Source organism: Pseudomonas sp. NPDC008258 (assembly GCF_042956345.1).
In the GTDB taxonomy this organism is placed as follows: domain Bacteria; phylum Pseudomonadota; class Gammaproteobacteria; order Pseudomonadales; family Pseudomonadaceae; genus Aquipseudomonas.
This window is the reverse complement of the sequence record NZ_JBIBGE010000031.1, coordinates 60,923-74,922: the sequence shown is the minus strand read 5'-3', so window position 1 is coordinate 74,922 and position 14,000 is coordinate 60,923. Positions and strand designations below refer to the sequence as shown.

13 protein-coding genes are annotated in these 14,000 nt (G+C 63.0%); all 13 read left to right on the top strand.

The window, feature by feature from the left end; genetic code table 11:
* The first annotated feature begins 195 nt into the window (after window positions 1-195).
* The 13 genes from ACFY9W_RS22605 to ACFY9W_RS22545 all read left to right on the top strand — a co-directional run bounded on the left by ACFY9W_RS22605 (window position 196) and on the right by ACFY9W_RS22545 (window position 13,965).
* Window positions 196-789 carry a hypothetical protein gene (locus ACFY9W_RS22605; protein WP_391134965.1) on the top strand — a complete coding sequence of 198 codons (594 nt, stop codon included), beginning with the start codon at window positions 196-198 and terminating at the stop codon, window positions 787-789.
* Window positions 790-1,158: 369 nt separating this feature from the next.
* Complete coding sequence (locus ACFY9W_RS22600; protein ID WP_391134962.1) at window positions 1,159-2,457, top strand: MFS transporter; 1,299 nt, start codon at window positions 1,159-1,161, stop codon at window positions 2,455-2,457.
* A gap of 110 nt (window positions 2,458-2,567) precedes the next feature.
* Window positions 2,568-2,876 carry a hypothetical protein gene (locus ACFY9W_RS22595; RefSeq protein ID WP_391134959.1) on the top strand — a complete coding sequence of 103 codons (309 nt, stop codon included), beginning with the start codon at window positions 2,568-2,570 and terminating at the stop codon, window positions 2,874-2,876.
* A gap of 160 nt (window positions 2,877-3,036) precedes the next feature.
* On the top strand, window positions 3,037-3,588 hold the full coding sequence (locus ACFY9W_RS22590) for a YbhB/YbcL family Raf kinase inhibitor-like protein (RefSeq protein WP_391134958.1): 552 nt from the start codon (window positions 3,037-3,039) through the stop codon (window positions 3,586-3,588).
* 554 nt (window positions 3,589-4,142) lie between these two features.
* A complete protein-coding gene (locus ACFY9W_RS22585; protein ID WP_391134955.1) occupies window positions 4,143-5,204 on the top strand; it encodes a 3-deoxy-7-phosphoheptulonate synthase in 1,062 nt (353 codons plus the stop codon).
* A 79-nt stretch (window positions 5,205-5,283) separates the two neighbouring features.
* Window positions 5,284-5,565 (top strand): peptidylprolyl isomerase, encoded by a 282-nt coding sequence (locus ACFY9W_RS22580; RefSeq protein ID WP_003258780.1) that lies wholly within the window; start codon window positions 5,284-5,286, stop codon window positions 5,563-5,565.
* 169 nt (window positions 5,566-5,734) lie between these two features.
* On the top strand, window positions 5,735-7,534 hold the full coding sequence (locus tag ACFY9W_RS22575) for an ABC transporter substrate-binding protein (protein WP_391134952.1): 1,800 nt from the start codon (window positions 5,735-5,737) through the stop codon (window positions 7,532-7,534).
* A complete protein-coding gene (locus tag ACFY9W_RS22570) occupies window positions 7,531-8,589 on the top strand; it encodes a microcin C ABC transporter permease YejB (RefSeq protein WP_391134949.1) in 1,059 nt (352 codons plus the stop codon). Before ACFY9W_RS22575 ends, ACFY9W_RS22570 begins: the two co-directional genes overlap by 4 nt.
* Window positions 8,589-9,605, top strand: a complete 1,017-nt coding sequence (locus ACFY9W_RS22565) for a microcin C ABC transporter permease (protein ID WP_391134946.1) — start codon at window positions 8,589-8,591, stop codon at window positions 9,603-9,605. The genes ACFY9W_RS22570 and ACFY9W_RS22565 overlap by 1 nt, the downstream gene beginning before the upstream one ends.
* A gap of 25 nt (window positions 9,606-9,630) precedes the next feature.
* Window positions 9,631-10,401, top strand: coding sequence for a 3-hydroxybutyrate dehydrogenase (gene hbdH, locus ACFY9W_RS22560; protein ID WP_391134943.1), 771 nt, complete (start codon window positions 9,631-9,633; stop codon window positions 10,399-10,401).
* A gap of 55 nt (window positions 10,402-10,456) precedes the next feature.
* Complete coding sequence (gene eco, locus ACFY9W_RS22555; protein WP_391134940.1) at window positions 10,457-10,936, top strand: serine protease inhibitor ecotin; 480 nt, start codon at window positions 10,457-10,459, stop codon at window positions 10,934-10,936.
* Window positions 10,937-11,156: 220 nt separating this feature from the next.
* Complete coding sequence (locus tag ACFY9W_RS22550; protein ID WP_016715601.1) at window positions 11,157-11,432, top strand: peptidylprolyl isomerase; 276 nt, start codon at window positions 11,157-11,159, stop codon at window positions 11,430-11,432.
* Window positions 11,433-11,553: 121 nt separating this feature from the next.
* Window positions 11,554-13,965: an autotransporter outer membrane beta-barrel domain-containing protein gene (locus ACFY9W_RS22545; protein ID WP_391134937.1), complete on the top strand. Its 2,412-nt coding sequence runs from the start codon at window positions 11,554-11,556 to the stop codon at window positions 13,963-13,965.
* Window positions 13,966-14,000: the final 35 nt, after the last annotated feature.

The following is a 14,000-nucleotide window of genomic DNA, read 5'->3' as shown; positions in this document are numbered from 1 at the left end:
ATGCCCGCTCCCACAGGGTACGCGGTGCGCCCGGTATCAGTTCTCTGCACGCCAGCGCAGCCCAAAGGGCTGGGGGATCTCCCACAGGGAAGTGGACAGCCGAGAGCACATGCCGAGATGCCGTCGTGCCACGATTGCGCCGCTCTGGCACGTGGGTTTTAATCCCGACCGATCCGTTTTCAAGGAAGTGTCACCATGTACAGGAAGATCGTGCCGCTGGCGCTGCTGGCAACCCTGGCCGGTTGCTCGGGCAGCGAGGACACCAGCAAGGCCAGTTTCCAAAAGGCCGCCCAAGCCCACCTCGACACCCGCTACCCGCACTGCTTCATCAACAGCGCATTCCCCACCAAAACCCAGGACTTCGACCTCCAAGGCACCAACAAGGCGCTGCATGCCCTGGCCAGGGTGGGCGTGGTCAGTGAAAAGGAAGTCTCGCGTACCGAAGTGCCTGCCCGGCTGTGGCAACCGGCGCGTACCGACATCTACTACGCCTATGACCTTACCGACGAAGGGCGCAAGTATTACAAGGCCGACAAGGGCCTGTGCTTTGGCAAGGCGCAGGTAACAGCCGTCGAGCAGTTCAGTGAACCAAGCGAGGCAACGGGGCAGAAAACCTCGAATGTGACCTATGCCTACAAGATTACCGGGCTACCGGCATGGGCCAATGATGAAGGGGTCAAGGCCAGCATTGCCGACCTTGGCAAGGCCGTTGCCAGTAATGACACACCGTTCAAGGAAACCCGGGCAATGGTGCTGACCGGCCAGGGTTGGCAGTTGCAGGGCAAGTAGTGGATTGCCAGGGCTGCGTTGCAGCCCCGGCTTGTCTGTCACAGACACATTCATGTCGCCTACAGACTGCGGCGTCTCGTCGCATACCAAAGCCCCTTGGGCAAAACCCCGCAAGCCCGTAGAATCGCGCCTCCTTTTCGCCCGTCGCCTTTAACGGTGGCAACCGGCAGCAACGACAGAGTCCGTGCCTGAACACATGAACGCACATGTGAAATAGGCTCAACCCTCCCCGCACAGCCCTGCTCCAGGCAGGCAAAGCGGTTGAGTCTTGCCCAGGTCGCATCCGTGTAGACACTCGCCCCTGTTTGGGTCGAGCCAATGTGCGCGTCCGAAAAGGCGCTCATTCCGCTCATCCAACTAGAGGTACGTATGTCTCCGCGTTTGCTGGCCATGGCGCTGGCGCCCCTGCTCGGGTTGTTCATCATTGCCCTGGGCAACGGCTTCATGTCTTCCCTGACTACCCTGCGCCTGGGCGCTGCCGGTGAATCGGCCACCACCATCGGCGTCGTCTCGGCGAGCTACTTCATCGGCCTGACCCTGGGTGCCGTCTTCAACGACCGGCTGATCCTGCGCATCGGCCATATCCGCGCGTACACAAGCTTCGCTTCGCTGATCGGCGCGACCATCCTGCTGCAGGGGCTGTTCTACGACGTCACCTGGTGGTCGGTGCTGCGCCTGATCAACGGCTGGGCCGCGGTCGGCGTATTCCTGGTCATCGAAAGCTGGCTGCTGCTGGCCGGCGACGCGAAGATCCGTGGCCGCCTGCTGGCGCTGTACATGATCGCCTTCTACGGCGCCGGGGTGATTGCCCAGGCAGGCCTTGGCGAAATCACCCAGCTTGGCGACGCCGCACCCTTCATGCTGGCTGGCGTACTGGCTGCCCTGTCGGTACTGCCCATCGTCATCCTGCCGCGGGTATCGCCACTGCTGGAACAGGTCGAACCGCTCAAGCCACGCCAACTGCTCGGTGTTGCACCGTCGGGGCTGGTAGGCTGCTTTGGCTCAGGTGTCATCATTGCCGGCATCTATTCCTTACTGCCCCTGTATTTGCAGCGCATCGGCCTGGACGTGGGTGAAGTCGGCACGATGATGGCCTGGGTGATCCTGGGTGCGATGTTGTTGCAGTACCCGGTCGGGCGCTGGTCGGACCGCAAGGACCGCCTGGATGTGTTGCTGGCCCTGGCTGCATTGTGCGTGGTGCTGTCACTGATCACGGTGTTCCTGGCATCGGACTCGCTCTTGCTGCCTGCAGTGCTGTTCCTGCTGGGTGGGGGCGTGTTTACCCTGTACCCGGTAGCCGTCAGCCACGCCGCCGACCGTGCGCCCTCCGATGCGTTGGTGCCCATGATCCAGGGCTTGCTGCTGATCAACTCGCTGGGTTCGGCCATGGCGCCACTGGCCATTTCGCCGCTGATGACCTCGTTTGGCGAGGTTGGGCTGTTCTGGGCCTTTGCCGTGGTCAACCTGGGCATGGTGTGCTTCTTCATGTGGCGCCGCGGCAAGCGCCCGGCCGCAGAGCACCCGGCACCGTTCACCGCATCGACCACCTTCTCGCCAACCGGCGCCGAGCTGCGGGTAACCGAAGACCTGATGCACGCAGCGCAGGAGCATCCGCCACTGGAACCGGTGGAAAGCCCGGCACCAGCGCAACGTTCGGAATCCCATTGATGCCTGGGGCCGCAAAGCGGCCCCAGAACCCACCACTCGTCGCCCAGAAGGCACCCCGGCACCAGCACCCAGCCAAACGAATGACAGATCATCCGCAAAGGAGACGTCCCATGATCCGCATTCGCCCCCTCTCCCTGTGCCTGGCGCTCGCGCTGGCCAGCCTCACCGGCACCACCTTCGCCGCCACCGACACCAACACCGACAGCCGCCCACAAACCGACCAGTCTGGTGGCAAGACCGCGGGTGACGGCAGCAGCGTCAACAGCCCCGGCAGTGGCCAGGACAACGACAGCAGCGACACAGGGAGCAACAGCGATGCCGCCGACGGCGCCAGTGGCGGCTCCAACAGCACGGGTGAAGCCACCGGGTCTGGCGCCGGGCACACTGGCGGTACCGCCGAGGACCAGGACAGCCACTGAGCCAGGCCAGCACGCAGCAGCAGCTGTTGCCCGAAGGACCGGTCTGATATGTAACTTGATCAGTGGCGCAACATCGAGAAACCCAATCGCCTAGCGGAAGGGAAGCTGCGCGACCGCCTTGCCAGTAAGCTGTGTTTCTCAACCCTGCGATGGAGTCGCCATGAACCTCAAAGTTTGGCTGTTCGCTACCTTGCTGCCTTGCAGTGCCCTTGCCGCTGGTAACAATCAAGGCGCGCTTTCCGTCAACTCATCATCGTTCACCGATGGTGGCGTAATCGCCCTGCAGCAGGTTGGACCGGACCCGGCCTGCGGCGCCGGGGAAGAGCGCACCCCGCAACTGAGCTGGGACAACCTGCCCGCAGGTACCCGGTCGTTGGCGCTGATCATGTTCGACCCGGACGGCGGCAAGGGTATAGGCGTGGTGCACTGGGTAGCCTATAACATCGACCCGGAACAGGATGGGCTCAAGGAGGGTGCGGCCGGGCTAAGCGGGCAATACGTGACCGTGGGCCGCAACTCGCGTGGCACGCTCAGCTACCGGGGCCCCTGCCCACCCGCTGGCGATAACCCACACCATTACGCGCTTACCTTGATCGCCACCGACCTGCCCTTGGGCACTCTGCCCGAAGGCCTAGACCGCAACGGCCTTTTGCAGTTGCTACAAGGCCACGCACTGGGCGCGCAAAGCCTGGTCGGGCGGTACGGGCATTGAACCAACCAGTACAAAAACAAATGATCGAGCCAATAGCATTTATCCATTGAATGACCCGGTCGAACTGAAGTAAGCTCGGGCTCATTCACTGGAGAGCAACATGCCGAAACACACCCGCAACCACGCCAACCACACCGGTCGCAACCTGCGCCCTGTGCTGGCTGTTGCCGGCTGCGTGGCACCTGCCAGCTATTACTTTGGGTATTGGTTTAGCCACTAGGCGCCGATACCCACACGGCGCCCACCTTCGAGGGGCCGCCGAACATGAGAATACTCAAACCCCCGGTCGGCTCCCCGACCGGGGGTTTTGCTTTTCAGGCCTTTGAACAACACCGATTCACATTGAGGACAGATTCATGAACTACGCCACTTATTACTACGCAAACACCTATGCCTGGCGATTTAGCCAATCCCGTTCGGGCCAGCCTGCCGCCTCCGACCGGTCTTCCACAGGTGGCAATGCAGCAGCCAATACGAATTCAACGATCTGTCGAACACCTCGATAGGGCCGACCACGCGGGCCAGAACCCGCCGTCCGCCCAGGGAAAAACGCCATGCAAGCTTCCAGCCTCGCCCTGCCCCTGACCCAGCCGCAAGCGGCCAACACCACCGTCAGCAAGCGCCTGCCCAGCCCACACCTGCTCAAGCAGCAAATGCCGCTGACCAGCGAACTCACCCAGCAAGTCCACGCTCACCGCCAGGCCATTCGTGACATCCTCGAAGGCCGAGACCCGCGCCTGCTGGTCATCGTCGGCCCCTGCTCGATCCACGACCCCCGCTCGGCCCTGGAATACGCCGACCGCCTGGCCGCCCTCAGCCGCGAAGTCGACGACAAGCTGCTGCTGGTGATGCGCGCCTACGTCGAAAAACCGCGTACCACAGTGGGCTGGAAAGGCCTCGCCTACGACCCGCACCTTGATGGCAGCGACGACATGCACTCGGGCATCGCCTTGTCGCGCGGGCTGATGATCAGCATGATCGAACGCGGCCTGCCGGTTGCCACCGAGCTGCTGCAACCGATGGCCGCCGGCTACTTCGACGACCTGCTGGCCTGGGCCGCGATTGGCGCACGCACCACCGAATCGCAGATTCACCGGGAAATGGTCAGCGGCCTGGAACTGCCGGTCGGTTTCAAGAACGGTACCGACGGCGGCATCGCCATCGCCAGCGACGCCATGCGCAGCGCAGCCCACCCGCACCGCCACTTCGGCATGGATGCGCAGGGCCACCCGGCCATCATCGAGAGCCTGGGCAACCCCGACACCCACCTGGTACTGCGCGGTGGGCACAAGGGCCCTAACTACGATGCCAATAGCATCGCCATGGCCCGTCAGGCACTGGCCAAGGTTGGGTTACAGGCACGCATCATGGTCGATTGCAGCCACGCCAACAGCGGCAAGGACCCGGCGCGCCAGCCCGCGGTGTTCAATGATGTACTGGAGCAGCGCCTGGCCGGCGACCGCTCGATCGTAGGTGTGATGATCGAGGGGCACCTGTTCGATGGCTGTCAGGCGCTGGGCAAGGGCGCACTGAAATACGGCGTGTCGATCACCGACGGCTGCCTGGGTTGGGCTTCGACTGAAACCCTGTTGCGTGAAGCGGCACAAAAACTGTAAGGCGAAGGTTGCAAGCCTGGCGAGACATACCCCAAGCAAGTGCGCTAGGCTTGCCTTTTTACCCCAAGGAGCAGTACCCATGGCCCGTGCAACCGCCCGCCACATCCTGGTCAGCAGCGAAGAGAAATGCAACGAACTGAAAGCCCAGATCGAAGCAGGCGCCGACTTTGCTGAAATCGCCAAAGCCAACTCCACCTGCCCGTCCAGCCGCCAAGGCGGTGATCTGGGTTCGTTCGGCCCAGGCCAGATGGTCAAGGAATTCGACACCGTGGTGTTCAGCGCTCCGGTCAACACCGTGCAAGGCCCGGTGAAGACCCAGTTCGGCTACCACCTGCTGGAAGTGACCAGCCGCCAGGACTAAGCCCTCGCAGCTGATGAAAGTCCGTGTGGGAGCGGCGGTGCGCCGCTGCGACGTGCCCGCGAATAGGCCAGGCCAGACAACCTCGTTGCCTGAGCCGACGCATTCGCGGGCACGTCGCAGCGGCGCACCGCCGCTCCCACAGTTAATCCGTTCCTCGTTCTTGCTTTGCTTGGCCTTCAACACCCAGGCCGCCCCCACCCACGCCCTCACCGTCTACGACGAAGCCCCCCGCTACAACGCCAGCTTCCAGCATTTCGACTACGTAAACCCGAACGCCCCGAAGGGCGGCATCCTGCGCCGCTCGGCCATCGAGATCGGCCAGTTCGACCATATCCTGCCGTACATCGACAAGGGCATCGGCGTCAGCGAAGTCGATGGCCTGCTCTACGCACCTCTGGCCGTGCGCTCGTTCGATGAGCCCTACACAGTCTATGGCCTGATCGCCCGCAGCATGGAGCGCGGCCCGAATGATGCCTGGCTGCGTTTCGAGATAGACCCGCAGGCTACATTCGCCGATGGCAAGCCAGTGCGTGCCGAGGATGTCCGTTTCACCTTCGAACTGCTGATGAGCAAGGGCAGCCTCAAATACCGCACCCAGTTCGCCGACGTGACCGGGGTTACCGTGGAAGGCCCGCAGCGCGTGCGTTTCGACTTCAAGCCCGGGCACGGCCGCACCCTGGCCCTGGACCTCGCCAGCCTACCGGTGCTGCCCGAGCACGACTGGGGGCAGCGCGACTTTGCCAATGGCGCGGGCTTCGACAAGCCGGTCGGCAGCGGCCCGTACCGCATCGGGCGCATCGACAACGGCCGCAGCATTACCTTCGAACGCGACCCCACCTGGTGGGCACGTAACCTGCCGGCCAGCCGTGGCCGCTATAATTTCGACAAGCTGCGCATCGAGTACTTTGGCGATACCGAAGTAGCCCGCCAAGTGCTTAAAGGCGGTGGCTACGACTACAACCGCGAGTTCTCCGCTACCGCCTACACCCTGGGTTACAGCGGCGCCCAACTGGACGACGGCCGCTTGCAGCGCGCCCACCTCGGCCCGGCCAAGCCGCAGGTTGCCCAAGGCTTCGTGTTCAACCTCGACCAGCCGCAGTTCAAGGACCGCCGCGTGCGCCAGGCACTGGGCATGCTGTGGGACTACGAATGGAGCAACCGGCAGATGATGCGCAATATGTACATCCGTCAGCAAAGCGTGTTTTCCAATACCCAGCTGGCGGCACGCCACCTGCCGGATGCCGGCGAACTCAGGTTGCTCGAACCGCTGCGCGGCAAGGTGCCGGACGAAGTCTTCACCACCGTCTTCACCGCCCCGGTCACCGACGGTTCGGGCATCATCCGCAAGCAGCAGTTGCAGGCCCTGGCTCTGCTTGAGCACGCCGGCTGGCATCCTGAGGGCGACCGCCTGGTCAACAGCCAAGGCACACCCCTGGCGTTCACCTTTCTCAACGGCCAGTCGGGCATGGAACGCCTGCTACTGCCGTGGAAGCGCAACCTGGCACAGATCGGCGTCACCCTGAATATCCGCAACGTCGACTCGGCCCAGTACGTGAACCGCCTGATGGCACGGGACTACGACATGATCGTCACCGGTTACCCGGTTACCCTGTCGCCGGGCGCAGAGCTGTACAACTACTTCGGCTCGGCAGCCGCACACGACCCCGGCTCGAACAACCTCATGGTATTGCAGGATCCGGCCGTGGACCACCTGATCGACGGCCTGGTGCGCGCCGACACCCAGGCCGACATGCTGCACCATGCCCGTGCCCTGGACCGGGTGCTGCAATGGAACTACTACTGGATCCCCAACTACTACCCGCCGGGTAGCTCCACCGCCTGGTGGAACCGCTTCGGTCTGCCAAAGGTGCAAGCCGCCTATGACGAAGGCCTGGACACCTGGTGGGAAGTCAGCCCCACACCGCTGACCAACGCACAAATGGCCGAACGCAAGAAGGCCTTGCCATGACCACCTACATCCTGCGCCGGCTGCTGCTGATCATCCCGACCTTGCTGGCGATCCTGCTGGTCAACTTTGCTATCGTTCAAGCCGCGCCAGGCGGCCCTGTGGAACAGGCGGTGGCGCGCCTGCAAGGCCTTGGTGGCGGCGCACCCGGCGCACGGGCCGAGGTAGTGCATGGCGAGTCGCGTGCTACGCGGGGCCTGGACCCGAAACTGATCGAAGAGATCAAGCGCCAGTACGGCTTCGACAAGTCCGCCCCCGAGCGCTTGTGGCTGATGCTGGGCCAGTACGCCCGGCTGGACTTCGGCAACAGCTTCTTCCGCGGGGCCAAGGTCACCGACCTGATCCTCGACAAATTGCCGGTGACCCTGTCACTGGGCCTCTGGGCTACGCTGATCACCTACCTGGTGTCGATCCCGCTGGGCATTCGCAAGGCGGTGCGCCATGGCAGCCGTTTCGATGCCTGGAGCAGCGCACTGATCGTGGTCGGCTACGCCCTGCCCTCGTTCCTGTTCGCCCTGCTGCTGATCGTGTTGTTTGCCGGTGGCACCTCACTCAGCTGGTTCCCGGTGCGTGGCCTGGTGTCGGACAACTTCGACGAACTCAGCCTGCTGGGCAAGGTCGCCGACTACTTCTGGCACCTTGTGCTGCCGGTCGGGGCCTTGGTGATCGGCGGTTTTGCAACCCTCACACTGCTGACCAAGAACGCCTTCCTCGACGAGGTTTCCCGCCAGTACGTGGTCACCGCCCGGGCCAAGGGCCTGAGTGAACGCCGGGTGCTGTATGGCCATGTACTGCGCAATGCCATGCTGCTGGTGGTGGCTGGCTTGCCGCAGGCGCTCATTACCGTGTTCTTTGCCGGCTCCTTGCTGATCGAGGTGATCTTCTCGCTCGATGGCCTGGGCCGCATGAGTTACGAGGCCGCTGTATCGCGGGATTACCCGGTGGTGTTCGGCACGCTGTTCATCTTCACGCTGGCAGGCCTGCTCATCCGCCTGATAGGTGACCTGTCGTACACGCTGCTCGACCCGCGCATCGACTTTGACACGAGGGCGCACTGATGCTTTCGCCCATCTCGCGCCGTCGCCTGCAACGCTTTCGTCGCAACCGCCTGGGCTGGATTTCGCTGTGGCTGTTCGCCGGCCTGTTGCTGTTGAGCATGGCCGCTGAGCTGGTGGCCAACGACAAGCCGCTGCTGCTGGGCTACAAAGGCGAGCTGTACGTACCGGCACTCAAGCGCTACACCGAACAGCAGTTTGGCGGCCAGTTGCCGTTCCAGCCTGACTACCGCAGTGCCTATGTGCGCCAACTGATAGCAGATCAAGGTGGCTGGATGCTGTTCGCGCCCATCCCGTTCAGCGCCGACACCCCCAATTACGACCTGCAAGTACCTACCCCCAGCCCGCCAAGTGCGAGCAACTGGCTGGGTACCGACGACCAGGGCCGCGATGTGTTGGCGCGAGTGCTGTATGGCACGCGGGTATCGCTGTTGTTCGCTTTCGCCCTGACCGTGGTCAGCGTGTTTATCGGTTTGCTGGCTGGCGCGCTTCAGGGTTACCACGGCGGCTGGGTCGACCTGCTTGGCCAGCGGCTGCTGGAGGTGTGGTCGGGGTTGCCGGTGCTGTACCTGCTGATCATCCTCAGTGGTTTTGTCGAGCCGGATTTCTGGTGGCTGCTGGGGATCATGGCGCTGTTCTCCTGGTTGACCCTGGTCGATGTGGTACGCGCCGAGTTCCTGCGGGGGCGCAACCTGGAGTATGTGAAAGCCGCCCGGGCGCTGGGTTTGCCGGACAGCCAGGTGATGCTGCGGCATATCCTGCCCAATGCGATGAATGCCACGCTGACCTACATACCGTTCATTCTGACCGGGGCCATCACCACCCTCACTGCACTGGATTTTCTCGGGTTTGGCATGCCGGCCGGCACAGCCTCGCTCGGCGAGCTGGTGACCCAGGGCAAGCAGCACCTGGAAGCCCCGTGGCTGGGCTTTACTGCATTCTTTGCACTGGCAGTGATCTTGTCGCTGCTGGTGTTTATCGGGGATGGCTTACGGGAGGCGTTCGATCCCAGGGGCTAAGACACCTTGTTGAAAGGAGCTTTGCATGACCGTAAAAGGCAAGACTGCACTCGTCACCGGTTCCACCAGTGGCATCGGTTTAGGCGTTGCCCAGGTGCTGGCCCGTGCGGGCGCCAACATCGTGCTCAACGGTTTTGGCGACCCGGCAGCGGCGCTGGCCGAAATCACCCGCCACGGGGTGAAGGCTGTTCACCACCCGGCAGACCTTTCGGATGTAAGCCAGATTGAAGCGTTGTTCGCCCTGGCCGAACGCGAATTCGGTGGCGTCGACATCCTGGTCAACAATGCCGGTATCCAGCACGTAGCGCCGGTGGAGCAGTTCCCGGTGGAAAGCTGGGACAAGATCATCGCCCTCAACCTGTCGGCTGTGTTCCATGGTACGCGCCTGGCGCTGCCGGGCATGCGCACGCGCAACTGGGGGCGCATCATCAACATTGCCTCGGTGCATGGCCTGGTCGGCTCGTCAGGCAAAGCGGCCTACGTGGCGGCCAAGCATGGCGTGGTCGGCCTGACCAAGGTGGTGGGCCTGGAAACCGCCACCAGCAATGTCACCTGCAACGCCATCTGCCCCGGCTGGGTCCTGACCCCACTGGTGCAAAAGCAGATCGACGATCGTGCTGCCAACGGTGGCGATCCACTGCAAGCACAGCATGATCTTCTTGCCGAGAAGCAACCGTCGCTGGCATTCGTCACCCCCGAGCACCTGGGTGAACTGGTACTATTCCTGTGCAGCGAGGCCGCAAGCCAGGTTCGCGGCGCCGCCTGGAATGTCGATGGTGGCTGGTTGGCCCAGTGACGGGCGGCGTGGGCCTGGCAGCGGTCTTGCATTCGTTTATCTGCAAGGAGGCCCTATGCGCCCAACCCCGATGACCGCGATCCTGGCCCTGACCCTGGTTGCCGCCGCGCCTGCGATGGCTGCCAGCCTGAAGGACGTCGCGCCCTACCCCGAGGCAGAAAAAGGCTTCACCCGGCAGGTAATCCACCTGCCGGCACAGGCCGATGAGTCGGCTTTCAAACTGGAAATCCTCGCTGGCAAGACATTGCAGGTCGACTGCAATCGCCAGCACCTGGGCGGCAGCCTGGAAGAGCGCACCCTGGAAGGCTGGGGCTACAACTACTACCGCCTGGGCAAAGTCAGCGGCCCGGTCAGCACGCTGATGGCGTGCCCGGGCGGCAAGAAGACCGAAGCCTTCGTGCCAGTGGTGGGTGACGGCTTCCTGCTGCGCTACAACAGCAAGCTGCCGGTGGTGCTGTACGTACCCAAGGATGTCGAAGTGCGCTACCGCGTCTGGTCGGCGTCGCAGGATGTGCAAAAGGCTGGAGTAGAGTAAGCAACTCGCGCGAAAGCTGGAAGTTACGCGATCAATGTGGGAGCGGCCTTGCGTCGCGAAAGGGCCGCACGCGGCCCCGACAAGTCAAGCGTCTGCGCTGAAATCCCGGGGCTGCTTTGCAGCCCTTTCGCGACGCAAGGCCGCTCCCACAAGATGGTCTCCACTCGGTCCAATCAGGCATAATGCGCCCCTTTTTTGCGCCACGAAGCACAGGTACCCCATGAAAGCCCAAGCCCGCCACATCCTGGTCAAGACCGCTGACGAAGCCGAAAAGCTCAAGCAGCGCATCGCCAACGGCGAGGCTTTCGACGTGCTCGCGAAAAAGTTCTCCATTTGCCCTTCGGGCAAGCGCGGTGGTGATTTGGGCGAAATTCGCCCGGGCCAGATGGTCGGTGCCATCGACCAGGTGATTTTCAAGAAGCCGCTGCGCGTGGTACATGGGCCGATCAAGAGCAAGTTCGGCTACCACCTGGTGCAAACGTTCTACCGCGACTGATATCAGCGGGCCACCTGACATTTTTGCCAGTTGTCTCCTTACCCCACATTACATACAACTCAGGCAGGGCCGAAGCGACGCTTCAGGTAGTGGACCCTTCAATGGACACGGAGACCTGCCGATGCGTTGCCCCCGCCTGCTACTGCCTGTTGCATTGCCGCTGTTGACACTGCCTTTACTTGCCCACCCCCAATCCCAGACGGTTACGCCCGGTCAGACCTTGGGCGCGCTTGTGCAAACTAACGACCCCGATACGTTCGAGATCCGTGGCGGAACGGTTCAGTCATTGCAACAAGGCGATGGTGTTGACACCTTCACCATGTCCGCAGGCACCCTGGGTTCCTTGAACCAAGGCGGCGACATGGACAACTTCACCATGACCGGCGGCACTATTACGGGTGCATTTGAAGACGGGGACATCGCCGACTTCCAAGGCGGCAGCATTGGCCGGATAGATCTCAAGCTCGCTGACAACGTGCTTACGATCTCCCAGAACCTGGGGATTGAAACCATCGTTGTCGGCAACGTTGTCAGTGGGCTCGGGAATGACACCATCACCATGACCGGCGGCACCATCGGCGGTGATATCAGCACCAGTAGCGGCGTAGACAAGATCACGATCAGTGGCGGCACGCTCGGAGGCGAAATCCGCACTGGTAACGATGACGATGTGTTTACCTGGACTGGCGGTCAGATCGGCAAACGGGTCATTCTGGAGAATGGTAACGACACTGCTACGGTGCGCACCCTCGACCTCGGCAACTCGACCGTGACCCTGGACGGCGGCACTGGCACGGACACCCTTTCGTTCGAGCAGAGCAAGGTCGGCAAGGGTGCTTTGTACGTCAACTGGGAGTCCATCAACCTCAACCAAGGCAGCCAGTTGACCCTCGACGACACCCTCACCCTGGGCGATCTGGGCGCCGACCAACCGCGCGTGATCCCCGCCACGGCCACAGGCACCTTGCTGATCGATGCAGACAGCTCGCTGATCAGCCGCCAGGGCAGCATCACCAGTATCCAGGCGGGTAACAAGGTATCTGTTGTAAACGCTGGCACCATCGACCTGAGCCGTGGCAATGACGCCCTGGGGCGGCTGACCATCCAGGGTGACTACACCGGCAACAACGGCACCCTGCGCCTGAACAGCGTACTGGCAGGCGATGACGCCGCCTCCGACCGGTTGGTGGTCAGCCGAGGTGCCATCAGCGGCTCTACCCAATTACTCATCAACAACCTCAATGGCGCGGGTGCAGCGACTGCCCAGGATGGTATCCAGGTCGTTGAAGCCCGTGACGGCGCCACCAGTACTGCCACTGCCTTCGTGCAGACACAGACGCTGTCGGTTGGCGCATACGATTACCGCCTGTTCAAAGGCGGCGTAACCGCCGGTAGCGAAAACAGCTGGTACCTGCGCTCGACGGTGGTCGCCCCGGCCCCTGTACCTGAAACGCCAACCCAGCCAACCGAGCCGGGGGAGCCCCCGGTGGTTGCCCCGGCGCAAACGCCACCGGTTGCGGCGCCGGCACCCGGCCAGGTCGAACTGCCCGCCCCCGTGCAAGGCGAAAGTTTGCCCCTGTATCGCCCGGAAGTCCCGGTTTACGCCGCAGCCCCAAGGGGCGCCGCCATCATCGCTCGCCAGGCCCTGGGCACCTTCCACCAACGCCAGGGCGACCAACAGTTGCTCAAAGGCGAAGGCGGCCTGCCCGCCAGTTGGGGCCAGGCCTACGGCGGCACATTGCGCCAGCAATGGAGCGGTACGGTCAGCCCGAGCCTGGATGGCGACCTGTACGGATTCAAAGTCGGCCAGGACCTGTACGCCAAGGTGGGTGACAATGGCTATCGCCAGCATGTGGGGTTCTACGTCAGCCATAGTCGCCTGGACGCCGACGTAAAAGGCTTTGCCCTGGCCGTTCAGGACCGCAGCGTTGGCGATCTGAAACTCGACGGCGACAGCGCGGGCGCCTACTGGACACTGGTCGGGCCACAAGGCGCGTATCTGGATACCGTGTTGCAGTACACCCACCTCGATGGCCGCGCCCGCTCGGATCGCGGCGACAAACTCGACATCGATGGCCACGCCTGGACAGCCTCGCTGGAATCCGGCTACCCCATCGCCCTGTCCGAACGCTGGACGCTGGAGCCACAAGCCCAGCTGATTGCGCAAAAGGTCTCGCTCGACAGCGCAAGCGACAGTGTCTCGCGCATCAGCCATGACGCCCAGTTAGAGCTGACCGGCCGGCTGGGTGTTCGCCTGGAGGGTGCATTCAAAGGCAGCAGCGGGCGCCTGTTGCAGCCTTATGCGCAGGTCAACCTGTGGCACGGCGACGGCGGCCGCGACACCTTGACCTTCGATGATGTAGACAAGATCAAGACCGACTACCGCTATACCTCGGTGCAACTGGAAAGCGGCGTGGTAGCACAGGTCAACGAAGCACTGAGCCTGCATGGCGGCGTGCAGTACACCGCCAACCTGGACAGCCGCCAGCAGGAAGCCAGCGGCGTGAACCTGGGGGTGCGCTGGCAGTTCTGAGGTTACGCTTCACGCTGAGGGGCAGCGCATTCTGA